The 24,779-nt window shown below is 58.3% G+C and carries 24 protein-coding genes, 5 tRNA genes and 2 pseudogenes; 20 read left to right on the top strand and 11 right to left on the bottom strand.

Going from position 1 to position 24,779, the window contains the following annotated elements:
• The first annotated feature begins 97 nt into the window (after positions 1-97).
• The 7 genes from rluD (at position 98) to VJS90_RS09470 (ending at position 5,211) form a co-directional block, all read left to right on the top strand.
• Entirely contained in the window at positions 98-1,060 is a 963-nt protein-coding gene (gene rluD / locus VJS90_RS09500; protein WP_324121316.1) for a 23S rRNA pseudouridine(1911/1915/1917) synthase RluD, read from the top strand.
• Positions 1,057-1,797 carry a peptidoglycan editing factor PgeF gene (gene pgeF, locus VJS90_RS09495; protein WP_324121315.1) on the top strand — a complete coding sequence of 247 codons (741 nt, stop codon included), beginning with the start codon at positions 1,057-1,059 and terminating at the stop codon, positions 1,795-1,797. Before rluD ends, pgeF begins: the two co-directional genes overlap by 4 nt.
• A gap of 133 nt (positions 1,798-1,930) precedes the next feature.
• A complete protein-coding gene (clpB, locus tag VJS90_RS09490) occupies positions 1,931-4,495 on the top strand; it encodes an ATP-dependent chaperone ClpB (protein ID WP_324121312.1) in 2,565 nt (854 codons plus the stop codon).
• Positions 4,496-4,797: 302 nt separating this feature from the next.
• Positions 4,798-4,873: transfer RNA gene (locus VJS90_RS09485), tRNA-Asn, on the top strand.
• A gap of 3 nt (positions 4,874-4,876) precedes the next feature.
• A tRNA-Pro gene (locus VJS90_RS09480) sits at positions 4,877-4,953 on the top strand.
• Between the two features lie 6 nt (positions 4,954-4,959).
• Positions 4,960-5,035 (top strand) — tRNA-Lys (locus tag VJS90_RS09475).
• Positions 5,036-5,134: 99 nt separating this feature from the next.
• Positions 5,135-5,211: transfer RNA gene (locus VJS90_RS09470), tRNA-Pro, on the top strand.
• Between the two features lie 105 nt (positions 5,212-5,316).
• Here the strand turns inward: VJS90_RS09470 and VJS90_RS09465 are convergent.
• The 3 genes from VJS90_RS09465 to VJS90_RS09455 form a co-directional block, all read right to left on the bottom strand.
• Entirely contained in the window at positions 5,317-6,612 is a 1,296-nt protein-coding gene (locus VJS90_RS09465) for an NAD(P)/FAD-dependent oxidoreductase (protein ID WP_324121310.1), read from the bottom strand.
• Between the two features lie 84 nt (positions 6,613-6,696).
• Positions 6,697-6,870 (bottom strand): DUF3094 family protein, encoded by a 174-nt coding sequence (locus VJS90_RS09460; RefSeq protein WP_324121308.1) that lies wholly within the window; start codon positions 6,868-6,870, stop codon positions 6,697-6,699.
• A 133-nt stretch (positions 6,871-7,003) separates the two neighbouring features.
• Complete coding sequence (locus tag VJS90_RS09455) at positions 7,004-7,633, bottom strand: DUF1780 domain-containing protein (protein WP_324121306.1); 630 nt, start codon at positions 7,631-7,633, stop codon at positions 7,004-7,006.
• On the opposite strand from VJS90_RS09455, the pseudogene VJS90_RS09450 reads away from it, so the two are divergent.
• A pseudogene (locus tag VJS90_RS09450) lies at positions 7,632-8,345 on the top strand (energy-coupling factor ABC transporter permease); the annotation flags it as partial. The gene VJS90_RS09455 and the pseudogene VJS90_RS09450 overlap by 2 nt on opposite strands.
• A 7-nt stretch (positions 8,346-8,352) precedes the next feature.
• Here VJS90_RS09450 and yacG read toward each other — a convergent pair.
• The 4 genes from yacG to VJS90_RS09430 are packed head-to-tail and all read right to left on the bottom strand — an operon-like array spanning position 8,353 to position 11,249.
• Positions 8,353-8,553: a DNA gyrase inhibitor YacG gene (yacG, locus tag VJS90_RS09445; RefSeq protein WP_324121352.1), complete on the bottom strand. Its 201-nt coding sequence runs from the start codon at positions 8,551-8,553 to the stop codon at positions 8,353-8,355.
• Entirely contained in the window at positions 8,550-9,173 is a 624-nt protein-coding gene (gene coaE, locus VJS90_RS09440; RefSeq protein ID WP_324121303.1) for a dephospho-CoA kinase, read from the bottom strand. Before coaE ends, yacG begins: the two co-directional genes overlap by 4 nt.
• Positions 9,170-10,039 (bottom strand): A24 family peptidase, encoded by an 870-nt coding sequence (locus tag VJS90_RS09435; protein WP_324121301.1) that lies wholly within the window; start codon positions 10,037-10,039, stop codon positions 9,170-9,172. The genes coaE and VJS90_RS09435 overlap by 4 nt, the downstream gene beginning before the upstream one ends.
• A 1-nt stretch (position 10,040) precedes the next feature.
• On the bottom strand, positions 10,041-11,249 hold the full coding sequence (locus VJS90_RS09430; RefSeq protein WP_324121298.1) for a type II secretion system F family protein: 1,209 nt from the start codon (positions 11,247-11,249) through the stop codon (positions 10,041-10,043).
• A 206-nt stretch (positions 11,250-11,455) separates the two neighbouring features.
• Here VJS90_RS09430 and VJS90_RS09425 point away from each other — a divergent pair, with 206 nt between their 5' ends.
• From VJS90_RS09425 to VJS90_RS09405, 6 genes and pseudogenes are all read left to right on the top strand, one after another.
• Positions 11,456-11,866 carry a pilin gene (locus VJS90_RS09425; protein WP_324121295.1) on the top strand — a complete coding sequence of 137 codons (411 nt, stop codon included), beginning with the start codon at positions 11,456-11,458 and terminating at the stop codon, positions 11,864-11,866.
• Between the two features lie 70 nt (positions 11,867-11,936).
• Positions 11,937-12,012, top strand: a tRNA-Thr gene (locus VJS90_RS09420).
• A 240-nt stretch (positions 12,013-12,252) separates the two neighbouring features.
• Positions 12,253-13,407: a Fic family protein gene (locus VJS90_RS09415; protein WP_324121351.1), complete on the top strand. Its 1,155-nt coding sequence runs from the start codon at positions 12,253-12,255 to the stop codon at positions 13,405-13,407.
• 841 nt (positions 13,408-14,248) lie between these two features.
• A pseudogene (locus VJS90_RS21865) lies at positions 14,249-14,442 on the top strand (integrase); the annotation flags it as partial.
• Positions 14,443-14,672: 230 nt separating this feature from the next.
• Positions 14,673-15,062, top strand: a complete 390-nt coding sequence (locus tag VJS90_RS09410; RefSeq protein WP_324121293.1) for a mCpol domain-containing protein — start codon at positions 14,673-14,675, stop codon at positions 15,060-15,062.
• Entirely contained in the window at positions 15,055-15,669 is a 615-nt protein-coding gene (locus VJS90_RS09405) for a hypothetical protein (RefSeq protein ID WP_324121291.1), read from the top strand. Before VJS90_RS09410 ends, VJS90_RS09405 begins: the two co-directional genes overlap by 8 nt.
• Before the next feature lie 341 nt (positions 15,670-16,010).
• Here VJS90_RS09405 and VJS90_RS09400 read toward each other — a convergent pair whose 3' ends face one another.
• Genes VJS90_RS09400 through VJS90_RS09390 form a run of 3 tightly spaced genes read right to left on the bottom strand, consistent with a single transcriptional unit; the run spans position 16,011 to position 19,380 of the window.
• Positions 16,011-16,481 (bottom strand): Mov34/MPN/PAD-1 family protein, encoded by a 471-nt coding sequence (locus VJS90_RS09400; RefSeq protein ID WP_324121289.1) that lies wholly within the window; start codon positions 16,479-16,481, stop codon positions 16,011-16,013.
• Entirely contained in the window at positions 16,463-18,181 is a 1,719-nt protein-coding gene (locus tag VJS90_RS09395) for a ThiF family adenylyltransferase (RefSeq protein ID WP_324121287.1), read from the bottom strand. Before VJS90_RS09395 ends, VJS90_RS09400 begins: the two co-directional genes overlap by 19 nt.
• On the bottom strand, positions 18,181-19,380 hold the full coding sequence (locus VJS90_RS09390) for a CBASS cGAMP synthase (protein ID WP_324121285.1): 1,200 nt from the start codon (positions 19,378-19,380) through the stop codon (positions 18,181-18,183). Before VJS90_RS09390 ends, VJS90_RS09395 begins: the two co-directional genes overlap by 1 nt.
• 86 nt (positions 19,381-19,466) lie before the next feature.
• Here VJS90_RS09390 and VJS90_RS09385 point away from each other — a divergent pair, with 86 nt between their 5' ends.
• The 4 genes from VJS90_RS09385 to VJS90_RS09370 all read left to right on the top strand — a co-directional run bounded on the left by VJS90_RS09385 (position 19,467) and on the right by VJS90_RS09370 (position 22,952).
• The gene (locus tag VJS90_RS09385; protein ID WP_324121283.1) at positions 19,467-20,171 is read left to right on the top strand and encodes a hypothetical protein; all 705 of its coding nucleotides are present in this window, start codon (positions 19,467-19,469) and stop codon (positions 20,169-20,171) included.
• Between the two features lie 1,441 nt (positions 20,172-21,612).
• Positions 21,613-21,876 (top strand): hypothetical protein, encoded by a 264-nt coding sequence (locus VJS90_RS09380; RefSeq protein WP_324121281.1) that lies wholly within the window; start codon positions 21,613-21,615, stop codon positions 21,874-21,876.
• Between the two features lie 2 nt (positions 21,877-21,878).
• Positions 21,879-22,439, top strand: a complete 561-nt coding sequence (locus VJS90_RS09375; RefSeq protein WP_324121279.1) for a nucleotidyltransferase family protein — start codon at positions 21,879-21,881, stop codon at positions 22,437-22,439.
• 201 nt (positions 22,440-22,640) lie between these two features.
• A complete protein-coding gene (locus tag VJS90_RS09370; protein ID WP_324121350.1) occupies positions 22,641-22,952 on the top strand; it encodes a hypothetical protein in 312 nt (103 codons plus the stop codon).
• Between the two features lie 126 nt (positions 22,953-23,078).
• Here VJS90_RS09370 and ppk2 read toward each other — a convergent pair whose 3' ends face one another.
• On the bottom strand, positions 23,079-23,900 hold the full coding sequence (ppk2, locus tag VJS90_RS09365; protein WP_324121277.1) for a polyphosphate kinase 2: 822 nt from the start codon (positions 23,898-23,900) through the stop codon (positions 23,079-23,081).
• A 336-nt stretch (positions 23,901-24,236) separates the two neighbouring features.
• On the opposite strand from ppk2, the gene VJS90_RS09360 reads away from it, so the two are divergent.
• A complete protein-coding gene (locus VJS90_RS09360; protein WP_324121349.1) occupies positions 24,237-24,470 on the top strand; it encodes a type II toxin-antitoxin system Phd/YefM family antitoxin in 234 nt (77 codons plus the stop codon).
• Positions 24,471-24,477: 7 nt separating this feature from the next.
• Positions 24,478-24,762, top strand: coding sequence for a type II toxin-antitoxin system RelE/ParE family toxin (locus VJS90_RS09355; protein WP_324121275.1), 285 nt, complete (start codon positions 24,478-24,480; stop codon positions 24,760-24,762).
• The last annotated feature ends 17 nt before the right edge of the window (positions 24,763-24,779 follow it).

Below are 24,779 nucleotides of genomic sequence, written 5' to 3'. Positions count from 1 at the left end.
GATGACTGCCCCGGTGTAACCGTCGGGGCAAAAGAAGCCGTATTTAACCACAAGCGCGCAGTCGAAACCAAAGGCTGTGCCGCCCGCTGATTCGAGCATGTCCGAGATCATTCAACTTAGTGCAGAAGTGCCATACGAACTGGGCGGTCAACGCCTGGACCAGGTGGCCGCCCAATTGTTCGCCGAGTACTCGCGTTCGCGCCTGTCCTCCTGGATCAAGGAGGGCCGCCTGACCGTCGATGGCGCCGTCCTGCGTCCGCGCGACATCGTCCACGGCGGCTCGCTGCTGGCCCTGGAGGCCGAGCACGAGGCCCAGGGCGAGTGGGTGGCGCAGGCCATCGAGCTGGATATCGTCTACGAAGACGAACATATCCTGGTCATCAACAAGCCGGCAGGCCTGGTGGTGCACCCCGCGGCGGGCCACGCCGACGGCACCTTGCTCAATGCGCTGCTGCACCACGTGCCTGACATCATCAATGTGCCGCGCGCGGGCATCGTCCATCGCCTCGACAAGGACACCACCGGTCTGATGGTGGTGGCCAAGACGTTGCAGGCGCAGACCAACCTGGTCGCGCAGCTGCAGAGCCGCAGCGTCAGCCGGATCTACGAGTGCATCGTGATCGGCGTCGTCACGGCGGGCGGCAAGATCAACGCGCCGATCGGCCGTCATGGTGGCCAGCGCCAGCGCATGGCGGTGACCGAGGGCGGCAAGCCCGCGGTCTCGCACTACCGTGTGCTCGAGCGCTTCCGCTCGCACACCCACGTGCGCGTCAAGCTCGAGACCGGCCGTACCCACCAGATCCGCGTGCACATGGCCCACGTCAACTTCCCGTTGGTCGGCGATCCGGTCTATGGCGGTCGCTTCCGCATTCCGCCGGCGGCCAACCCGTCGATGGTCGATGCGCTCAAGACCTTCCCGCGCCAGGCCCTGCATGCGCGCTTCCTGGAACTCGATCACCCCGAGACCGGCAAGCGCATCGGCTGGGAATCGCCACTGCCCGACGATTTCGTCTGGCTGCTGTCGCTGCTCAAGCAGGACCGCGAGAGCTTTGTCGGATGAACGGTCTGACGCAGTCGCTGCTGTTTCCCGACTGGCCGGCCCCGGCCTCGGTACGCGCCTGCGTCACCACCCGTGCAGGCGGCATCAGTCTGCCGCCGTACGACAGCTTCAATCTCGGCGACCATGTTGGCGACGAGCCCGCGGCCGTGGCTGAGAACCGCCGCCGTCTGAGCGAGCACTTCGCCATCCAGCCAGCCTGGCTCAAGCAAGTCCATGGCTTGCACGTGGCCGATGCCGACCCGTCGACCGTCAGCGAAGCGGATGCCAGCTGGACCTCGACCCCGGGCATCGCCTGCACGGTCATGACCGCCGACTGCCTGCCCGTGCTGTTCTGCGACCGTGCGGGCACCCGCGTGGCCGCGGCGCATGCCGGCTGGCGCGGGCTGGCCGGCGGCGTGCTGGAAGCGACCCTGGATGCCTTGGCCGTGCCGCCTGAAGAGGTGCTCGTCTGGCTTGGCCCGGCCATTGGTCCGCAGGCCTTCGAGGTTGGCCTGGAAGTGCGCGACGCCTTTACCGCCGTTCATCCTGAGGCCGCCGCTGCCTTCGTCGAGGGCGAGCGCCCTGGCAAGCTGATGGCCGATATCTATGCCTTGGCGCGCCTGCGCCTTGCCGCCCGCGGCGTCAACGCGGTCTATGGTGGCGGGCTGTGCACCGTCAGCGACTCGCGGTTTTTCTCCTACCGGCGTACCCCGCAAGGTGGCCGTTTCGCATCACTGGTGTGGCTGGCGCCGCGCTGATCCCTCCTGACCTCGGTCAATCCCGCTACGCTTGAATCTTCTGGAAACAACCCAATCTACTGGGTTATCTCAGGCAGGTTTCTACATCAGGTGTGTCCATCGCTCCGGCCTGCCCATCAAAGGAAGGTAACTTATGCGTATAGACCGTTTGACCAGCAAGCTGCAACTGGCGTTATCCGATGCCCAGTCCCTGGCCGTGGGCATGGACCATCCGGCGATCGAGCCGACGCACCTGTTGCAAGCCTTGATCGACCAGCAGGGCGGTTCGATCCGCCCGCTGCTGATGCAGGTCGGCTTCGACATCAACAGCCTGCGCAAGGCGTTGACCAAGGAGCTGGACCAGCTGCCGAAAATCCAGAATCCCACGGGCGATGTGAACATGTCCCAGGACCTGGCGCGCCTGCTCAACCAGGCCGACCGTCTTGCCCAGCAGAAGGGCGACCAGTTCATCTCCAGTGAACTGGTACTGCTCGCCTCGATGGATGAGAACAGCAAGCTCGGCAAACTGCTGCTTGGCCAGGGCGTCAGCAAGAAAGCCCTGGAAAACGCCATCAGCAACCTGCGTGGTGGCGATGCGGTCAATGACCCGAACGCCGAGGAGTCGCGCCAGGCGCTGGACAAGTACACCGTCGACCTGACCAAGCGCGCCGAGGAGGGCAAGCTCGACCCGGTGATCGGCCGCGACGACGAGATCCGCCGCACCATTCAGGTTCTGCAGCGCCGCACCAAGAACAACCCCGTGCTGATCGGTGAGCCCGGTGTCGGCAAAACCGCCATCGCCGAAGGCCTGGCCCAGCGCATCATCAATGGCGAAGTGCCGGACGGCCTGAAGGGCAAGCGCCTGCTGTCGCTGGACATGGGCGCCCTGATTGCGGGCGCCAAGTTCCGCGGCGAGTTCGAGGAGCGCCTCAAAGGCTTGCTCAACGAGCTGTCCAAGCAGGAAGGGCAGATCATCCTGTTCATCGACGAGCTGCACACCATGGTCGGCGCGGGCAAGGCCGAGGGCTCGATGGATGCCGGCAACATGCTCAAGCCGGCGCTGGCCCGGGGCGAGCTGCATTGCGTCGGCGCCACCACGCTGAACGAGTACCGCCAGTACATCGAGAAAGATGCAGCCCTGGAGCGCCGTTTCCAGAAGGTGCTGGTCGAGGAGCCGAGCGAGGAAGACACCATCGCCATTCTGCGGGGCCTCAAGGAGCGCTATGAGGTGCACCACAAGGTGGCCATCACCGACGGCGCGATCATTGCCGCGGCCAAGCTCAGCCATCGCTACATCACCGACCGTCAGTTGCCGGACAAGGCGATCGACCTGATCGACGAGGCGGCCAGCCGCATCCGCATGGAGATCGATTCCAAACCCGAGGTGCTCGATCGCCTGGAACGTCGCCTGATCCAGCTCAAGGTCGAATCCCAGGCCTTGAAGAAGGAGCAGGACGAGGCAGCGAAGAAGCGCCTGGAAAAGCTGACCGACGACATCACTCGCCTTGAGCGCGAGTATTCGGATCTGGAAGAGGTCTGGGCCGCCGAAAAGGCCGAAGTGCAAGGCTCGGCGCAGATCCAGCAGAAGATCGAGCAGTCGCGCCAGGAGCTTGAAGCCGCGCGCCGCAAAGGCGATCTTAGCCGCATGGCCGAGCTGCAGTACGGAGTGATTCCGGACCTGGAGCGCAGCCTGCAGATGGTCGACCAGCATGGCAAGGCCGAGAACCAGCTGCTGCGCAACAAGGTCACCGAAGAGGAAATCGCTGAAGTCGTCTCCAAGTGGACCGGCATTCCCGTTTCCAAGATGCTCGAAGGCGAGCGCGAGAAGCTGCTGAAGATGGAAGGCCTGCTGCACCAGCGGGTGATTGGCCAGGAGGAGGCGGTCGTGGCCGTGTCCAACGCCGTGCGCCGCTCGCGCGCCGGGCTGTCGGACCCGAACCGGCCGAGCGGCTCGTTCCTGTTCCTTGGCCCGACCGGGGTGGGCAAGACCGAGCTGTGCAAGGCGCTGGCGGAGTTTTTGTTCGACACCGAGGAGGCCATGGTGCGCATCGACATGTCCGAGTTCATGGAGAAGCATTCCGTGGCCCGGCTGATCGGCGCGCCGCCAGGCTATGTGGGCTACGAGGAGGGCGGTTACCTGACCGAGGCGGTACGCCGCAAGCCGTACTCGGTGGTGCTGCTCGACGAGGTCGAGAAAGCCCATCCGGATGTGTTCAACGTGCTGCTGCAGGTGCTCGAGGACGGTCGCCTGACCGACAGCCATGGCCGCACCGTCGATTTTCGCAACACCGTGATCGTGATGACCTCCAACCTGGGCTCGGCGCAGATCCAGGAACTGGTCGGTGATCGCGAGGCGCAGCGCGCGGCGGTGATGGACGCGGTGGGCGCGCACTTCAGGCCCGAGTTCATCAACCGGATCGACGAAGTGGTGGTGTTCGAGCCCCTGGGGCGCGAGCAGATCGCCGGAATCACCGAGATCCAGCTGGGACGCCTGCGCAGCCGACTGGCGGAACGCGAGCTGAGCCTGGAGCTGAGCCCGGAGGCGCTGGACAAGCTGATTGCCGTCGGCTACGACCCGGTCTATGGCGCGCGTCCGCTGAAGCGCGCGATCCAGCGCTGGATCGAGAACCCGTTGGCGCAGCTGATACTGTCCGGCAAGTTCGTGCCCGGCACGCCAATCACCGCCAAGGTCGAGGGCGAGGAAATCGCCTTCGCCTGACGGTTTTCAGGGGAGCGGGGCAGCCCGCTCCCCAACTTCTTGAAGCAGTTGAAATTTTCTTTGCATTTTCCGTCGAGTGCTTTTAATATGCGCCCCGCTGTCACCCAACACGCAGAACCAGCAACACCGGATTCTGAAAACAATTTGCAAATCAGTTAGTTAAATGCAAATTGGGGGTTGACAAGGGTTTTGAAGGTTGTAGAATAGCGCGCCTCAGAGACATGAACGCAGCGATGCACAAGGTCGATGGGTCGAGGCGATACAGCTTCGAAGCTTGCAGTAAAGGTTGTACGAGTATCAGTTCCGCGATAGCTCAGTCGGTAGAGCAAATGACTGTTAATCATTGGGTCCCTGGTTCGAGTCCAGGTCGCGGAGCCAACTCGGGGTGTAGCGCAGTCCGGTAGCGCGCCTGCTTTGGGAGCAGGATGTCAGGAGTTCGAATCCCCTCACCCCGACCATTTTTTGGGTCGTTAGCTCAGTTGGTAGAGCAGTTGGCTTTTAACCAATTGGTCGTAGGTTCGAATCCTACACGACCCACCATTTTCGAGTCCTTACCCGGGATTTGAATCTTAAAGGACTGAAGCGCCATTCGCGCCCAGTCACTGAAAAAAGGCGCCTTTATTGGTGCCTTTTTTTTACCGGGGTGTAGCGCAGTCCGGTAGCGCGCCTGCTTTGGGAGCAGGATGTCAGGAGTTCGAATCCCCTCACCCCGACCATATTTGTAAAAAAGGGCATCTCTCGCGAGATGCCCTTTTTTTTTGCTCGGTATTCGTGTCGATCATGACGCGGGGGTCCGGGCATGCCGAACCCCCGCGATCAGGTCAGTGCAGTTTCAGGCGAGGCTCGGTACCACGGCCAATTCGGCTGCCAAGCATCAGCATCATGGTGCGGAAGAAGCCATACAGCGCCATCTGGTGCATCCGGTACAGCGACACGTAGAACATCCGCGCCAGCCAGCCCTCCAGCATCACGCTGCCGGTCAGGTTGCCCATCAGGTTGCCCACCGCCGAGAAGCGCGACAGCGATACCAGCGAGCCGTAGTCCTTGTACTCATAGGTCGGCAGCGCTTTGCCTTCCAGACGCGCCGCGAGGCTCTTGGCGAGCATCGAGGCCTGCTGGTGCGCGGCCTGGGCCCGTGGTGGCACGTTGCGGTCGCTGCCTGGCTGCGGGCAGGCGGCGCAGTCGCCGAAGGCAAAGATGTCATCGTCCAGGGTGGTCTGCAGGGTAGGGCGCACCACCAGCTGGTTGATGCGGTTGGTCTCCAGTCCATCGATATCCTTGAGGAAACCGGGGGCACGAATACCGGCCGCCCAGACCTTGAGGCTCGCCTGGATCACATCACCACTGGCGGTCTTCAGGCCCTCGGCGCTCACTTCGCTGACCGCGGCATTGGTCATCACCGTCACGCCCAGCTTCTCGAGGGTCTTGTGCACCGGCACGCTGATGCGCTCAGGCAGCGCGGGCAGCACGCGCGGGCCTGCCTCGATCAGGGTGATGTGCATGTCCTCGGGCTGGATGCGATCCAGGCCATAGGCGGCCAGTTCGTGGGCGGCGTGGTGCAGCTCGGCGGCCAGCTCCACGCCGGTGGCGCCAGCCCCGACGATCGCCACGCTGATCTTCGCGCTGGCCTGGTCGCCAGCGTGGGCGCGCAGGTAGTGGTTGAGCAGTTGCTGGTGAAAACGCTCGGCCTGCTTGCGGGTGTCGAGGAACAGGCAGTGCTGCGCCGCGCCCAGGGTGCCGAAATCGTTGGTGTTGCTGCCCACCGCGATCACCAGGCTGTCATAGCCCAAGGTGCGCGCGGGCAGCAGCTCGCGGCCTTCTTCATCGAGGGTCGCGGCCAGCTGGATCTGCTTGTTCTCGCGGTCCAGGCCGCTCATGCGCCCAAGCTGGAACTGGAAGTGGTTCCACTTGGCCTGGGCCACGTAGTTGAGCTCGTCTTCGGAGGAGTTCAGCGAACCGGCGGCCACCTCATGCAGCAGGGGCTTCCAGATGTGCGTCAGGTTGGCGTCGACCAGGGTGACCTCGGCCTTGCCGCGCTTGGCCAAGGTCTTGCCCAGGCGGGTCGCCAGTTCCAGGCCGCCGGCGCCGCCGCCGACAATCACGATGCGATGAGTCATGGGGATATCTCATAAGGTTTACGGAATTCGGGCACTGAGTCCCCGGCCGCGTGGCGCGGGCGGGGTGGGCGAGCGCGAGGCAGCTCATAGCACCAGGTGACTCAGGAGGCGGCTCAACAGACCCAGGCCGATGGTCACGGCCAGCACCAGCACAAGGAGCAGCCAAGGCCGGAATGGCTTGCGCTCGACTTGACGCTGGGGGGCACGCAGGTACTCATCGACACGACGCTGATCATCAGGATTCAGGCGGCTGGTCATGGTGGGCCTCGTCAGATAGACGCTTGTGACTGCAAAAACGCTACGGGGTTCGTCCAAGCGTTTGATAACGAATGAGAATGCTTTGTATCGCTGGCCCCGAGTGTACGCCATCCGCAGGCAACGCGGCAGTGGCTCAAAGGCTGATTCCAACATCGAAGACAATGCTGCGGCCCAGGTTGCCGCGCAGGAAGTCCGGGGCATCGGGGTGGGCGAACAGTACACGGGCGAAGGTTGGTCCCACCAGCGACAGCGACCGCCAGCCCTGGCGCAGGTACTCGGTGGGCGGCGGAAAGTGGCTGTTGAGGTCGAGCACCTCGCGCTTGAGGCTCGAGAACGCAATGATGTCCAGCTCACCCAGGTCCAGGCCCCGTTCGCGATAGTTGTGGGCCTTCTTGCGCAGGGTCGGGGCGAGGCGTTGCAGCAGTTCCTGCGCGCTGATCCGGCGGGGGCGGGCTTCGCGGCGCACCAGTTGGCTCAAGGAAAAGGCGCTGCGGCGGCGCTGCAATTCCTCGCGCCATTCGTCGTTGAGCCGGCGGCCTTCGTCCAGCACGAAAAAAACCTCGAAGGCCGCATCACGAAACAGCACATCGGGCGGCTCCTGCCCGGCAGCGGCGAAATCCTCGCCTCGATACGGAATGTTCAGGCCTTGCAGCAGGCGCTGGCATACCCAACGCTCGCGCTCCCATTTGCGCGCATTGGATAAGAAGGCGTTGGCCTGTTCGGCCTGGATGGTAAGCAGGCGCAGGTAGTCTGAGTCGTCCATGCAAACAAGCTTAGCCGCAAACACGCTCGCGCTAGACTCAAGCGAACACGACAGGCATCGGGGTATCCAGGCAGTGATCAGTGCGCAGGTCTTGTCCGCCACCAGCCTGGCCCTGGGCTGGCTGGCCTACGTGGCGCTGCTGTGCTGGGCGGCGGCGCGCACTGGCTGGGTCGAGCTGTTCAGCGACAGTCGCCGCCAGCACTTGCTGTTTGGCGCGGTTTTCGCGCTGTTCGCGCTATGGCTGGTCAGGCGAGACTTCGATACCGGTGTGTCGTATCACTTGATCGGCATGACCGCGGTCACGCTGCTTCTGGACTGGCCGCTGGCGGTCATGGCCGGGCTGCTGGCCCAGCTCGGCCTGCTGGCGATGGGGCGCCAGGATCTGACGGCACTCGGAATCAATGGCATGCTGCTGATCGGCTTGCCGGTGCTGGTGACCGAAATCTGCGCCACCCTCGTGGAGCGTGCGCAGCCGCGCAACCTGTTCGTCTACATCTTCTGCTCAGGGTTCCTGGCCGCGGGGTTGACCGCGTTGCTCTGCCTGTTCGCCGGGGTCGGCCTGCTGTGGCTGGACGGCAGGTTCGCCCTGCCAGAGTGGATCGAAGATTTCGCAGGGTACCTTTGGCTGATGATCTTCCCGGAGGCGTTCATCAACGGCATGGTGGTCAGCGCGCTGGTGGTGTTCTGCCCCGAATGGCTCGAAACCTTCAACCCAGCGCTTAATGGCGGGGGTCGAGCTCGCCGGAGAACAGTTCGTCCTCGGCGTCCGGTGCGACCGGGATCTTGTGCTCCTCGGACGCCCAGGCGCCCAGGTCGATCAGCTTGCAGCGGTCCGAGCAAAAGGGACGGAACGCGCTGGCCGCGCTCCATTCGACAGGGGCGCCGCAGGTCGGGCAGTCAACGGTCATGGGCTGGCTCATGGCTGGCCTCCTCGTAAAGTCAGGTAAAAATGATGCAGGCGATCGATCTGCTCGTGCAATGCTGCCAGGTCGCGGTCGTTGACCACCACGTCATCGGCATGGCGCAGGCGTTCCTCGCGGCTGGTCTGGGCCTTGAGAATGGCCTGCACCTGCTCGGGGCTGGTCTGGTCGCGGGCGAGTGTGCGTTGCACCTGCAGGGCTTCGGGCGCGTCGATCACCAGCAGGCGCTGGGTCTTCTTGTACTGGCCGGACTCGATCATCAAGGGCGAGACGAACACCGCATAGGGTGATTCTGCCTTGGCCAGGTAACTGAAAATCTCCTGGCCGATCAACGGGTGCAGCAATTGCTCCACCCAGAGCCTCTGCGCCGGGTCGGCGAAAATCAGCTCGCGCAGTGCGCCGCGGTTGAGCTGGCCATCCTCGAGCAGCAAGGCGGTGCCAAAACGCTCGACCAGGCTGGCCAGGGCAGGGCGCCCCGGCTCGACGACCCAGCGCGCCGCCTGGTCGGCATCGACCAGGTGCACGCCCAGCTCGACGAAGCGCTGCGCCGCCGCGCTCTTGCCACTGCCGATACCGCCAGTAAGGCCCAGTATCCAGGGGGTGAATGCCGCAGAGGTCATGAAAGTCCGATCAGTTGCAGGTAGAAGGTGCTTATTTCATCACCCCAGAGCAGCGCGATCCAGCCCGCAATCGCAAGATAGGGCCCAAAGGGTATTGCCGTGCCCATCGACGCATTGCGCCAGCGCAGCAGGCACAGGCCGACCAGGGCGCCGACCAGCGACGATAACATCAGGGTGAGCGGCAGCACCTGCCAGCCGCCCCAGGCGCCGATCAGCGCCATCAGCTTGAAGTCCCCATAGCCCATGCCGTCCTTGCCGGTGACCAGCTTGAACAGCCAGAACACCGACCAGAGGCTGATATAGCCAAACACCGCGCCCCACAGCGCCTCGTCCAGCGGCACGAACAGCCCGAAGGCATTGACGATCAGCCCCAGCCAAAGCATCGGCAGCACCAAGGTGTCGGGCAGCAACTGATGCTCGATATCGATCAGGCTCAAGGCCAGCAAACACCAGCCCAGCAGCATCATCGCCAAGGTCTGCAAGGTCGGGCCACCTTGCCAGGCGGCCAGCAGGGTCAGCGCCGCGCAACCCAGTTCGACCAACGGGTAGCGCACGCTGATCTTCACCTTGCAGGCCGAGCATCGACCGCGCAGCGCCAGGTAGCTGAGCACAGGGACGTTTTCCCAGGCGCGGATGCGGTGTCCGCAGTGCGGGCAATGGGAGGCGGGCAGGCACAGGTTGAGCGGCGCGTGGGCCTCGCTCGGCAGGCCCAGCGCCTCCTGAGCTTCGCGCCGCCACTGGCGTTCCAGCATGATGGGCAGGCGATGCACCAGCACATTGAGAAAGCTGCCCACGAGCAGGCCGAACACCGCTGCCATCGACAGGAAGAACAGCGGCTGGTCGGCCAGTAGAGTCCACAGGTTCATTTCAGATCAGGTTACCCAGCTGGAAGATCGGCAGGTACATGGCGACCACCAGGCCGCCGACCACGATGCCAAGGACCAGCACAATCGCGGGTTCCAGCAGGCTGGTCAACTGCTCCAGCGATTGGCTGACCTGATCCTCGTAATGGCTGGCCGCGCGCCCGAGCATGGTATCGAGCGTGCCGCTGCTCTCGCCGATCGCGCACATCTGCACCAACAGCGGGGTAAAGGCGCGGTCCTCGGCCATCGCCAGGCTCATGCCCTGGCCATTTCCCATGGCCTGGCGCAATCTCAGCACCGCCTGCTCGTGCAGCGCATTGCCGCTGGCAGCCGCAACCGTGGCCATGGCATCGAGCAAAGGCACGCCCGCCGCGTAAGCGGTCGCCAGGCTACGGGAAAAACGCGCCAGCGCGGCGTGGCAGAGCAGGGGTCCGAAGATGGGCACACTCATCACGCGGTGCAGCAGCCATAGACGGGCCGAGGGGTGACGCTGGTAGAGCCACCGCGTGCCGAACACCAGCACGGCGATGACCAGCAGCAGAGTCCCGGCGTGACGGCCCAAGGCGGCGGAGAGATCGATGACCCACTGGGTGAACGCCGGCAGCGCACTGCCAAAGCCTTCGAACAGCGACTGGAAGCGCGGCACCACTTCCAGCAGCAGCAACGCCGACACGCCGAGCCCTGTCAGCAACAGCAGCGCCGGATACATCATGGCCTTGCGCACCCGTTTGCGCAGCGCCTGGCGCTGCTCAAGCATGCCGGCGAGCTGTTCAAGCTGCAGGTCGAGCGTGCCCGACTGCTCGCCCACCCGCACCAGGTTGCAGTACAGCGTATCGAACCAGCGCGGCTCGCGTTGCATGGCATCGGCCAGGTTCTGCCCGGCGCCCACCTCGCGCTCCAAGTGCGCCAGCAGCCGCGCCGTGCTGGCGCTGCAGCCACTGCGGCGCATCACCTCGAAGGCCTGCAGCAACGGCACGCCGGCCCTGAGCAGCGTCGCCAACTGACGACTGAATCCCGCCGGATCGGCGGTTTCCCGGCCCAGCGTCAATCGCCAGGGCGTGCCGCTGGCAACCTCCAGCCGCGCCACCCGGATCCCCTGGCGCTGCAACCCCGCGCGCACGAGCGCCGACGTCCGCCCTTCGCTGCGACCCTTCACCCGCGCACCGCTGGCGTCTGTGCCTTGCCAGGCGTACTGGCGTGTTCCATTGCTCATGCAGAAATCCTTTCCGCCGATTGCGACAAGCCCCGTAACAGCTCCGACAGGGCGCATTTCCAAGCTGCTCACTAGAGTAGTTCCCGCGACGACGGCGCAGCGTCCGGCAGGGTGACAAAAGGTGTCTGTTCAGGCCTACTGCGCGCCTGCCGCCGGTGCGTCGCACATTGGCCCACGGCACACCCGTATCAACAAGGAAAGCGTGAATGAAAGGGCAACGCGGCATTACCCTGATCGAACTGATGATCGTCGTAGCGATCATCGGCATCCTGGCGACCATTGCCATCCCCATGTACACCGACAACCAGTCGCGCACCAAGGCCGCGGCTGCCCTGGTCGAGATCTCCGCGCTCAAGACCGCCATGGACCTGCGCCTGAACGAAGGCAAGGACGTGCCCGACGTCGCCGCCCTCGGCGGCAAGCCCGCCACCGCCCATTGCGCCACCACCGCCAGCGGCGTGGCCGCCAGTGGCACCGGCAGCATTGCCTGCACCCTCGTCGACGCCCCCGGCAACGTCCTCGGCAAGACCCTCACCCTGACCCGCGCCAGCACCGGCTGGACCTGCACCAGCAACCTCGAAGCAGACCTCGCCCCCGCAGGCTGCAAGGCGCCATGAGGCAGCGGTAATAGCTGTTAGGAAACAGGGGTTTGCGTAACGGCCACGGCAGTGGTACGTTTCGCAACACGCCGGTGTAGCTCAGTCGGTAGAGCAGCGCACTCGTAACGCGAAGGTCGCAGGTTCGATTCCTGTCTCCGGCACCATGCATAGCCAAAGCCCGCCTAGTGCGGGCTTTGTTGTTTCTGGCCGGTTCGTGGGATTTTCAAGCGTTTGGGGCCGCCAAGTGGGGCGTGAATTCGAGTTGGCGATCCGCCATTTTCGACTTAGGGTTGCGGGGGTTTAGAGATAGTGGTTATCTGGTGTTCAGCTTTTGTCCCGTGTTTACGGGGGGTAAAGCGGAAATTTTAGAGATAGTGTCTTTGCCCTTTAGAGATAATTTTGAGATGGCCACGTTTTCTCATCACGACCTCCAACTGCTGAACCCATCCTTCGATTCGCCCCTGGTCGACGTGTTGAGCGAGCTCGAATTTCTTCGCAGGTTGCGATTGGAAGGCGATAGCCCACCGCAGGTCTTTTTCCAGCTGAAGGCGATTTTCCACACGCTTGAAAGCCTGGGGTCTGCACGGATCGAGGGCAACCACACCACGCTCGCGGACTACATCGAGAGCAAGGTTGAAGGGAAGGCTGAAAGCACCGACCAGTTGCTCGAGGTTGCCAACATCGAGAAGGCAATGGACTACATCGAAGAGCTGATGAAGCCCGGCGTAGAGCTGACCGAACACACCATCCGGGAGCTGCACGCCATGACAGTGCTCGGGTTGCGCCGCGAAGGGGACAGAACTCCGGGTGCGTACCGTGAAGGGCCTGTCAGGATATCCCAGTCCGATCACGTCCCCCTTGACGCATTGCTGGTGCCCCAGTACATGCAGGAGCTCGTCAGCTTCATCAACCAGGACGATTCGCCTAAATACGCGCTGATGAAAGTCGCGCTGGCGCATCATCGTTTCGGGTGGATTCACCCATTCGGCAATGGGAATGGGCGAGTGGTGAGGCTGCTCACCTATGCGCTGCTGATGAAGTACGGCTTCAATGTGAACGTGGGTGGAAGAGTGCTGAACCCCACCGCAGTGTTCTGCAACGATCGAGAGAACTACTACGCCATGCTCGGGACGGCCGACACCGGTACGACCGCAGGACTGGAGGCATGGTGCATCTACGTCCTGGAAGGCATTCGCGACGAGCTTGAGAAGGTGGATAAGCTCACCAAATATGGCTATCTCACGGAATGTATCCTGTCGCCTGCGGTGACCTTTGCACGCAGTCGAGAGTGGATCACCGAGGCCGAGGAGCAGATCCTGGCCTGCGTGATAAAGCTGAAGGTGGTGAAATCAAGTGATATTGCCCAGGTGGTTCCCAAGCTCACGCCCAGCCAGCGTACTTACCAGATCAAGAAGCTGCTGGACCAAGGGATGCTTCTTCCGGTGAGCGCGGGATCGCGGCAATACACGATAGGGTTCTCCAACAACTACCTGATACGCGGAGTGATCAAGGCATTGCGAGAGCAAGGGTTCATCCCCGAGCCGCTTGATAAGCCGTAAGTAGGCATTTTTGGTTCAGCCTGTGCAGGTCTGCCCCACCATCCTCATCTACCTACGACCCTCCAGCCGCATGACTCCGGAACCCCGCACACATTCCTGTGGGAGCTGGCTTGTCCTGCGATGGGCCGCGCGGAGCGGCCCCTTGATCAGGCACTGCGGTGTGTCTGATTCAACTCCGTCGTACCTGATATCGCGGAGCCCATCGCAGGACAAACCGGCTCCTACAAAGCCCATCGCCGGCGCCCCGGCAGGCCCGCAAGGGCGCCGCCCGATGACTCCCCCGGTGATGGATGCTCTCTAATTTCATGGACCTCGTGCGCCAGCTGCACCGTACCTCGCTGTCCTGCAGCAACCTATCCGCTTGGCCAAATTTTGCGCCAACCTACGCCCGTCTTTTTTTTCTGGAAAGAGACGGGCACTTCTACCACTGCTGCAGCCCTTATCGCACAAGGCTTTGCGGCATTCCCCCTCGTGACAATCGGCGTGACAAACGCCGATGTCACCAGCAACAGCCATGTAGATGATGGTGCCGCAGACCAAGGAATGGACTGCACCTGACTGACAGTCAGGCATGCCCCGGTCATCGCATTGCTGCGTTCACCCGGCTCAGGATCTTCAGGCGCTGGTTTAGTCAGCCAGCACTGCCTCCACCCGCCCACCGGTAACGGTGTTCAGGAGGCCAGATCATGAGATGCCCTTGCTCCCGGACGTAAGGAGCCGCCAGTCCCGCGTAGTGGACATTCCCCACAGGTCGCAGGGGCCTTGATCCCTGATAACACTCAACATTCTTGGCGGGATGACGTGGGGCGAGGATCGGAGATCGGATGATGAGGTGACTGACATGGCATTGGTGGGTAGACGCGATGGCCGCAATTTCGGTTACGGCAGGCAATTGAGCTACGCAGGGCCGCAAGCGCTGAAAGACATGTTCGGTGGCGGTCATTACGGCACGGTCAAAGCGCACTGTGATCGGTGGCTGGCATTCGTTAGGTGGTGCCGGTCGCTCAGAGGCTTGGTATCAATGATGCGCGGCAGGGAGGTTAGATGAAAATTGCTATCTGAATTGCCTAAGTAGGGTGCATCGAAGGGGAAATATAGATAATGGCTTTTAAAAGCTTCGCTGTTTATTTTATACGCTTGAGATATTGATCGGCTGCAACTCTACAATGGTAGTATTTTATAAGCATAGCTTAAGTGAGTCTGCGATTGCCAATATCGAAAAATCAAAGTAATATGGTCGAGATGGCTAAAGAGGTGTCTCGCACATGGAAGATTCAAGGGCAAAATATATTACTGTTGATGGTGATGATATAGGCCAAAAAATAGCTAGTGCCTACATTAAGAATGACTCGTCAGAATTGGTCAGGATTAATGAGTTGGTTTGTGAGGCAACAAGTAGGATCTCTGATTTTTTGACCGTCCACGGTTTTGTAATATTATTTTGCGCTGCAGATGGTGTTGCGGGATTTTGTAATGAAAAAGCACCATCAGATGAATTTATTTTTGAATCCATAAAGTCCTTGGTTGGCTCCGAACTAAAATTTTCAGCCGGAGTCGGCAAAGACCTGCGGGAGTCATACGTGGCTCTGCTTTCAGCCAAAAGCAGCGGAAAAGGCCGCTTGCATAATTTCGAGAAGCTAGATCTATATGTTTAAAGTCATAAGCTTCTCTCGTCTAATTAAATATGTTGCTATTCTTACCACATTTATTAGTCTAGGTGTCTATGAGTGTGCTCGGGAATATTGGAAGGATGATCTTGCGATAGTAAAGATTCTCAGTATCGCACCATGGGTTGTTCTGCTAATAATACTATCGATAACCACTGAATTTGTTTCGCGAAAGTTATGGAAGATTTCTCGATGGTTCAATAAGTCTCTCTTCCCCGATATAAACGGAATGTGGAAGGGGGAAATAGTAACCGAGTCGGGGGGTAAGATACCCGCTAGGGCAAGAATTACTCAGACTTTACTTTATACCCGTATAGATTTACATACAGACACGTCTAGGTCAATTACTCTTGAAACTACGCCGGCGTTTGAGGGTGGGCAATATATGCTTTACTACCTATATAGAGCCATCCCTCAAGACTTGACTCGTCCCCCATATACTGGGTCGACAGTGTTTTATGTTCGTGTTAAAGATACGTGGAATGAAAAATATCTTGAGCTGTCCGGACATTATTTTACTGATAGGAAAACCATTGGAAGGATTCGATTAAGACAGGAGTCGGATAGTACTAAAGATGATGGGTCGTTCTATTAGCGGTGTAGTGAAAGTACACTCATCAGTAAGATTTTTTCGATAGAGCTCTTGAGTAGGCCAGCCATGCATTGAGCACGCGTTAGATAACTTGGATTAGGCATTCCTGATGACCGACGCCAAGGCTTTCTAAGCGGTGCGTTGAGGTTCTAGGAAGCCTGATAAGTAGCTGGTACGGCGCAGCTTGGAGATCCTCAGATTGACGTTGCCCTAGTGGTTTCGCCAGAGACAATTACGGTAGCTGTCACAGAATTTTTTTATTTGGCTTCTGAAATCGAATTGCATCATGCGAATGGTGACAAAAGCCTAAGTACACACCCATGAGTTATTACGTAGCACTGCAGTCAGAGTAAGGTGCATTCTTTGAGAATATGCACTCTAGACTCAATCAGTATCCCGAAATAAAACGTTTGGATACCTCCAATAATCACAATTAAAGGCGCATTGTGGATTTTTGAAAGTCTCTTCCAATCGCCTACGTCGATACTTGATGGGGTTGGGTGGTTTTCAGGATGGGTATGCCACTCACCGATGTAGTTCTCCTCACCGTTGGAAGATTTGAGTCGATTTTCTGCAATTTCTTGATGACCATTGGGATGCCGCGTGAATCTACAACGGCTCCGAATATCCTTAATTTGAGGGGCAGTCGCAAAGGTGATTTCAAAATGCTCCCCTCTGCGTTTTCCCATGAGGATACCTCCTGCTTCACAATCATCTCGACCCGACTGGCGATAGCTGGATATTAGGGACAAGACCTCTTCGGTCACCAATACCAGGCGCTTAGAGTTTGGTTCAATTAGTGATTTGTGGCGCATGCGGGGCACTTAAGGTTAGGCGTCGGTGAGATGGGTTTGACGGTTTTTCCACCCTCATAGTCCAGTGTGATGCTCCTAAAGCGTGGGTTAGGCTTACCCTTGGCCCACCCAACCGCTAAATCGGTTGCTAAGGCCGCAGCATGCATAGCAGCTGTTGCAGAAAATGGCACAAGCCAGTCCCCACAGCTTCCGGCGGAGTTCTTAAGGGTCATCTCATACTCTTTCCGCATTACAGAAGAGGCGCCGCCTGGGACGTTATAATCCAAGCAATTTAGGCATGCATACTTGCTGTTTGAAAAAAGGTAGGCTTGCGCACCGCAGCCTGCACCTGCTACCCAGGCAAATACAATTGGGGCATTAAATTTTTCTTTTAGCTTGAGCTCGTTCAAATATAACGAAAGCGCTTGGTTTCCTGTAGCGTCAATCACCAGATCTATCCCCGCCATCCCTGCTCTGATCACATCTTGGTCTGTAACCTCTGCAAGTTTTATTCTTGGGTAGCAGCTGATTAGTTGCTGCTTCAGAGCACTGGTTTTTTTACGCTCCAGGTCGCCGAAGCCTAATACGTGACGGCCGATGTTTCCCACTGACAGTGTATCTGGGTCAGAAAGCATCAGTGTTCCGCCTAGAAAGCCAGCGCCACTCTTTGCGAGGAGATCGGCCAGGTGACCACCGATTGCACCACATCCGATCAAAAGCACAGTCTTACCTGCAAGACCGGATTTTGAGTCAGGCATGTTGCGCGTTAGCCATGATCCTGGGTCAGCAGGAATTGGCTCAAGTCTGGTAACTGTGGCGTTGTCAGCCTTGGACCTAATCGCTTTCTTCCCAGCTTGATCAGTTTTTTCTGAAGATCTAAAAACTGAACGCATGAAGTCAGCTGCATTTCGGCACGGTAGCATTCTTCTGACATATTCAATGTCGATTAGAACGCAGCAACTCGTGTTTGGAGCTCGAATGAGTAGCAGAAGCTTGTCTAATTTTTGCTCGAAAGCGTCTTTGACGGAATCATAAAGGCCCTTGACCGCAGAGTTTTTGTCACTAAGCAGCCATGTTTTGAGATCGGTTAGTGTCTTGGGAGGCCACATCGAGGCCATGGCGCCGAGCGGTTTGTCAGAATCAACTACCCTCATCTTCAAGGAAGGCCTTGCAATCTCGAATCCCCAGCGAGAGTACAAACTAAGAAGTTCGGAAGCGTCTCGGCCTAGCAAGAACAAACTGTCGCTTTCAGGGGTTTTGGGGCGCTCTAGCAGAGCAACGTCCGTGAGGAGGCCGGGTTTTGTCTCCTCTGAGATATCGATAAGGAGCGGGGTTCCGGACCAGTAAACCGGAAATTCGTCCTGAAAGTCTGTTAACGCGCTACCATTTGCGAGTCTTTCCAATAGCTGTTCAGCAACTTCTAGGCAGCCTAAAACGGCGCCCCCAAGGTTGTGTCGAGGAAGGTAGGCTTGGTCGTCGCGCAGGTAGCACAGATAGCCTTTATGATTAATATGAGCACAGACCTGCGGTATTTCGGTAGGGCGTTCAAGCAGTTGAATGGCAGGCAGTTGCTTGAAGCTCTTGTCAAAGATAACAAGGTGAATTGGGATCCGCCGTCCTTTAAAGGAGATGGTCCCGGCATACCGAGGGCCAAGGGGGCTTCTAACCTGCGTGAAGCCTCTTTCCGTCAGAGCCGAGTGAACGGAGCTTAAGTCTGTCATCAGCCCGCCGTAGCTTTCCCAAGCGGGGGAACTGCAGCGGTTTTCTGGGCAGGCTGGCTCTGAACTGTCGATTGCGTCACTCGCTCCGGATCATTTGGGACTCGATTTCCCAGTAGCTCGATCAAAATCTCACATGCTTTAGATGGAACACCACAGCTGTCGATCGCATATTCAAGCTGGTCGGCAAAGTGTTCGATTCTGGAGATGACGTCTTCTCTAATACCTTTATTGTCCAGCCGTTTCGCTAAATCTTCCTGCTCGTCCAGAGGTTTGTCTGTGGTGGCTGGGTTGATAACTTTCCCTCGAAGAATGTCCGGTAGCCTCTGGAGCACCTTCAGCAATGCAAGGTCATCCCTCTTGTCGATTGCGATATCGAAAGCAGCATCCGCGGCAACCATCAGCAGGATCGACTTCGGGTCATCCTTGTCCCATTTCTGGAAGTCACGCCAAGCCTTCAGATAGCGCATAACGCGACGAAGCTGTTCGCCCTTTAGCTCAACCTGCTCAACCACCCAGTCGCGTATGGGGCGAGGATCTGAATTTTGCCATCCGCGATTTTTGGTGGCCATCAGCACACCTTCAGTTGGCATTAGGTCCCAATCTTGCTCGTCAGCACGCTCTTCCGAGTCAGCGCTATCTAGGGCAAAACTCTCCATTCCGAAGCGATACATTTCCATGCTTGCTTTTACAAGTGTCTCGAACTCGCTATCGGAAATGCTGTAGACGGGAACATCGATATGCTTGTCGCTGTCGATGACCAAGCGGGTGCAATTGTCATTACTCGTGTCAATTTCCCACCCTTTATCATCCGCAAGCTCCGAGAGGACCTCCTCTACTGCCTCAAAGAGTAGCGCGCTCATCTGAGCCGGTGGCTGGCTTTCAATGTAGCTAAATGGTAGGTAGGCGCCGTCATCTAGGTCAGCCTGTTGAGGAGCGCGGCAAGGGGCATTGAGCGTTTTGTAAGCCCACGACCCTTGGGTGAAGAACCTGGGTTCAGGCACGTCAATTTGGCCCTGACCTGCGTCTTCCGCTTTCTTCTGGATCCGCTTTGGCAGTCGCGCTTTTAGACGCTGCCGGATGTCAGTGCGTGCACTGAGCATGAGCTTCCGTTCTTGAGGGTCAAGAGTCAGATTGTCGAGGAAGGCCACTCGGCCTTCGACCCGCGTATCAAGCAGGCTGTGCAGATTGAGGCTCGGCATCAGTGGCGCTCTCCCTAGAAAAGGTGCAATGTGCCATCATGATATAGGTCAAAATTTAAAGAGTTCAATAGCTTGCGAGGACTAAAATGTACGCTGTTTTCGGATTGAAAAAGGTTCTCATTTTCATCACCGGTCTCGTTGTCTTGGTGATCATAGGGCTCATGGTGAAGGAGTCCCCTACCAATTTTCTTGAATTTGGCAAGACAGCTTGGAAGGTTGCTTCTGGTGTTGTAACCGCTTTAATTATTGCTGGAAGTATTCCATTTATATATCGGAGAGTCTGGAGGCTCTACGAATTCGTTTTTAAAGATGCATATCCTGACCTGTCGGGTGAATGGAAAGGGACTATTGATTCAAATTATTCGGTGCACCGTGCCATCCAATCAGCAGCGTCATCGCCTAATGAGAGTTTGAATCCGCTGGATCCTGTGCAAATTGATGCTATACCACTTGAGGCTTTCGAGGCGAAGTTAACAATTAGAGCAAGTCTATTGAAGATAAATGTTTTAATGGAGGTGCAAGGTTTAACCGATAGGTCTGACTCTTACAGTATTGCCGCCACCCCAGTGGTGGCGAAAAATGATGAGCCGCACCGGCTTGTTTATATTTACAAATCTAAGCATTTCAAGAAGGCTGCTGACGACGAGTCGAATCATACAGGGGCCGCAGAAGTTCAGCTGAGGCGCAACTCCGATGGATCTATACAGATGATTGGCTACTACTGGACAGCAAGAAATTGGCGCCGGGCAGGTAACACTGCTGGAATTTTGAACTTTGTTCGGGTGGACTGAACCGGAGAGAGTCATTTTCGCTAATATAGTGTTCGGGGCGGGGCGCCGATTGACATATTTGGTACCGGGTTTTTGATTGCTCAGCGATGCTCTATTGCGCAGAAGATGTACAAATGACTACCCTCATAAATATTAGCGCATTCGCCGCAGCTGTTTTCTAGATAAAGAATTCAGATGGCAGATACGTTATCCGGAAGAAGTTGGTACAGGAGCTCGCAACAAGCAGCGAAGCTAAATTTTTGAGGTTGGGTAGCGCTGACCTTACGTCATTCAAGACATATATCAGCATGTGCTTAATTTTCTAATTTTGGATAAAAGGCCTTAAGAAAGGAGCAGATTGACCTGGCTTGTTTAACCGGAGCTGGTGAAGGCTAAACATTCGGATGAGGAGCAGACGTACCAATGTTGAGAGGTCGGATGCTTCTTGGGGGCTGTTGTCACGGGACAGGCCCACTTTTCCGTCGAAGGGTGTCTTCTGCTTTCCGCTCGAAGTGCTTGAGGGCGGCTGACGAGCCTGCGGCGGGGCCTTAGGCGACCTTTCATCATTCTGGTAGGAGTCCAAAAGCGCTCCGTCACCTTGCGATTGCCTGAGGATAATTTTAGAGATAAACGATCTTACCCTTAAAAATGATAAGCATTAAATTCAAAGACTTTAGCGTTGACTCGACTCCTGTCTCCGCACCATGCATAGCCAAAGCCCGCCTAGTGCGGGCTTTGTTGTTTCTGGGTTGTTCGTGGGATTTTCAAGCGTTTGGGGCCGCCAGGTGGGGCGTGAATTCGAGTTGGCGATCCGCCGTTTTCGACTTAAGGTTGCGGGGGTTTAGAGATAGTGGTTATCTGGTGTTCAGCTTTTGTCCCGTGTTTACGGGGGGTAAAGCGGAAATTTTAGAGATAGTGCCTTTGCCCTTGAGAGATGATTTTGAGATGGCCAAGTCTATTCTTGGGGCCTACCGCTCATTACGCTCCTGAGACACCGCTTCATGGCGGCGGTACGTGGGACACTCTTCTGTGTGCCGGGCTCCTTTCGTCCCGGTCGGCCAACCTGCGTACCGCTGCCGCCTGACATGATTTGCATTCGCTGACAGGTATCGCAAGCTTGCGCTCCTGCCCCCCACCCGCTAAATTGCCTCAGTCACTGTCAATCCAGTGACCGGGTGTAGGAACCCGTCGGACAACTTGGCGCACGTAGCGCCCCACCACGATTGCAGGCGCTTTTTTTGTGCCCGCAGTTTCGTGTCATGGCGGCTGTGTGTGGGCAGGCTTCGGCCTGGCCGGGTTCCAAGTTCCCGGTATTCCTACCCCATGCACAGCTGCCACCCAATCCCGTAGGAAGGATCGTGGCGGCTCCAACCAAACTTGGAGTTCCATGCATGTTTACCCTGATTCTGTCCGAAATCCGCGCATCCGCTCTCCGCCAGTTCTCTGGTCACGGGAGCTGCGCATGACTGACCATTACCAGCTCAACCGCCTTCGAAGCTATGTCTGCACCATGGAATTGCTGGCCGAATCCTTGGTAAACCACGACGAGCACCTCGAAAACGATCCCGAACCCCAACTCACCTTCCGCAGCACCGCAGGTATCCATCAAGCGATCCGAATCATCAGCCGTCTTGCAAGTGAACAATGCGGCAAACTCCTGGAGCGGGACGAGCAAGGCCGTTCAACCGGCGCTCCGAACACTCAGGCGCAGCGTCCGGAGGTATGAGCATGGATCATGAGCAGAGCCTGAAGTCACTGTTCCAGCACGACCCCAACCGCTGGCACCTCCTGGATCTGGTCTGCGCACTGGAGATCCCCGACTGCTGGATCGGTGCGGGCTTTGTACGCAATGCCGTCTGGGACCATCTGCACGGCAGGCCTCCGTCCGCACCCTCTGGCGACGTGGATGTGCTGTGGTTCGACCCTGATCAGGTGGACCCGGCCATAGACCGGCGTATGGAGTGGGTGCTGCAAGAATGGGCGCCCGGGATCAACTGGTCGGTGAAGAATCAGGCGCGTATGCATCTGCGTAATGGAGACGCGCCTTACACAAGCACTGCGGATGCCATGTGCCATTGGCCTGAAACGGCCACGGCGGTGGCGGTCAGACGCTCGGCGTCAACGCCGTGCGAAGTGTTGGCACCGCTGGGGTTGGAGGATTTGTTCGCCATGGTCATCAGACCGACCCGGCATTTCGCGTTGCACAAGCGGGAGGTCCATGAGGCGCGGGTCAGCAACAAAGGCTGGCTCGAACGCTGGCCGCTTTTACGCTGTGTTGATAACGACTGACGTCGCCTCTGACCGCTTCAAGAGGGTATCGGGGTGACACTCAGATGCACCGTTTTTTCGTACCTGAACGTTGCCGCCAGATCCTGGATCGACCACAGTCGTTACTGCGAACAGAAGCCGCCAAGCACGGTCGAAACGACACCTTCAATATTGGATGGATCCTGATCAATATCTGTTTGTATGGTAGCCCTGTCGTTGGCGATGCAGTTGGCTGGCTGCACCGAGTACCGCTACATCGACCCACAGACCCCGGAAGGCTTGGCCTGTAAGCACGAGCTCGATGCAAACGTGAGTGCGTGTGAAACCTGGTTCAAGGGGCAGCAGGAGGGGTTGAACAGCCTGCGTGAAACCCAGGCGAGCTTTGCGCAGCAGTGTGAACACTTCAACAAGAACAACACCCCCAATGCCTGCCCGCCAGCGCCGAGCCCCAGCACGGTAAGCAGCCCTTGCCGCAATGGCTATGCCGAGAAGTACAGGGCGTGCGGTGGCCGGATCGAGAAGGTCGAAAAGTAGGGCCACGCATCTTCCATCCTCTCGTCAGCCCTGAAATCGCCGAGTGGTTGCCTTTCCTGGCTTTGTGAAAGATGGAGGTCACTTTCCATAGGCGCGATAGCTTGGGAGCTGCGGTAGAACGGACAGTCAGAATTTCTCAGGAATGCGCCTGAGCGGAAAATCCGGCTCGTTATAACCACCTGGTTTCTGCCGCCTGGGCAATGTCACTTTCTCGCGGGGCACCGTCTTGTAGGGGATGCGGCTGAGCAGGTCGGAAATGATGTTCAGGCGTGTCCGTCGCTTGTCGTTCGAGTCCGCCACCAGCCACGGCCCATGCTCGGTGTCGCTCGCCTTGAACATCTCGTCACGGGCCCGCGAGTAGTCATACCAGCGCCCGTATGACTTGAGATCCATCGGCGACAGCTTCCAGATCTTGCGCCCATCCTCGATCCGCGCCGCGAGGCGCCGGGTCTGCTCTTGCTCGCTGACCTCCAGCCAGTACTTGAGCAGTATCACGCCTGACTCCACGATGGCGCGTTCCACCAAGGGGACTGATTCAAGAAACTTGTGCGCCTGTTTTTCCGTGCAGAACCCCATCACGCGTTCAACCCCGGCGCGGTTGTACCAGCTGCGATCGAAGATCACCACTTCGCCGGCCGCGGGCAGGTGCTTGAGATAGCGCTGCATGTACATCTGGGTTTTTTCGCGATCGGTGGGGGCGGGCAACGCCACCACGCGAAACACACGCGGGCTCACCCGTTCGGTCAGTGCCTTGATCGTGCCGCCCTTGCCCGCGCCGTCGCGGCCTTCGAAGATGACACAGACCTTGATGCCTTCCAGCTTGACCCATTCCTGCAGCTTGACCAGCTCGACATGCAGTCGGCGCAGCTCGGCCAGGTACTCTTTGTTTTTCAGCTTGGGACGGTCAGCGGAATCGTTGTCGAGGACGTTCTGCTTTTTCTTAGCCATGACGAACCTCACTGATTCAAGTGATCAGACTGAATGTTAGCTGCTCTGCAGCGGCGGCGCCGGATCGCCAATTCGCGCATGGCACATCCGAGCATGGTGGTGGTCCTCTGCGTGGTCAAAGGAGATAACCAAGGCAGCTGCTGGTCGAAGGCAGGAAGCAACCCGCAGCAATGCACGTGTTGCTTTGCGTGCTATTTTGCGTAATATAGAGCGTATTAAGACTGAGGGGCCGAAAAAGGTCTTTTTCTCAATATCTGGAAATAGGTTGGAAATGACGGAGGGTGACCAGTGACGGCATTATTAGCGCGCGCTGAGCAGGCGGTCTCTGCGACGGCGATGGCAAGAACGTTTGGTGCACGTCTGAAGGAGGTAACGAGCGGGGAAGCAACCCACCTCGTTATTTTTAAAGACAATGAGCCCGCGGCGGTGCTTGTAGGTGTCGAAGCTTACCAAGCCATGCAGGATGAGCTTGAGGACCTGCGTGCCGAGCGATTGGCGTCCGAGCGTTTGCTCACCTTGGACGAAGCAAACACTGTGAGTCTCGAGGATATGGAAGCTCGCTTCAGGTAAAAGCAGAATGGTCTGGACAGTCAGGTATCACCCCGAAGTAGAGCAAGATCTGTTGCAGTTAGGGCGTGCTGAAGCTCGAAGAGTTCTGAAGGTGGTCCGCGAGCGCATTGCCCAAGGAGAGCCTGACAAGCTTGGGAAGCCCTTGCGCGGTGTGCTGGCCGGCTGTCGGAGGATCCGTACGGGGGATGTGCGGATCGTCTATCGGATAAATGGCACCGAGATCATCCTGGTTATTTGTGTCGGAGCCCGACGTGACGATGAGGTCTATGAGGCTGCCAATCGGCGCGTTTGATTACATACCATCCCGCT

The organism is Pseudomonas sp. (genome assembly GCF_035277045.1).
In the GTDB taxonomy this organism is placed as follows: Bacteria; Pseudomonadota; Gammaproteobacteria; order Pseudomonadales; family Pseudomonadaceae; genus Aquipseudomonas.
This window is presented reverse-complemented; position numbering and strand designations above follow the sequence as displayed.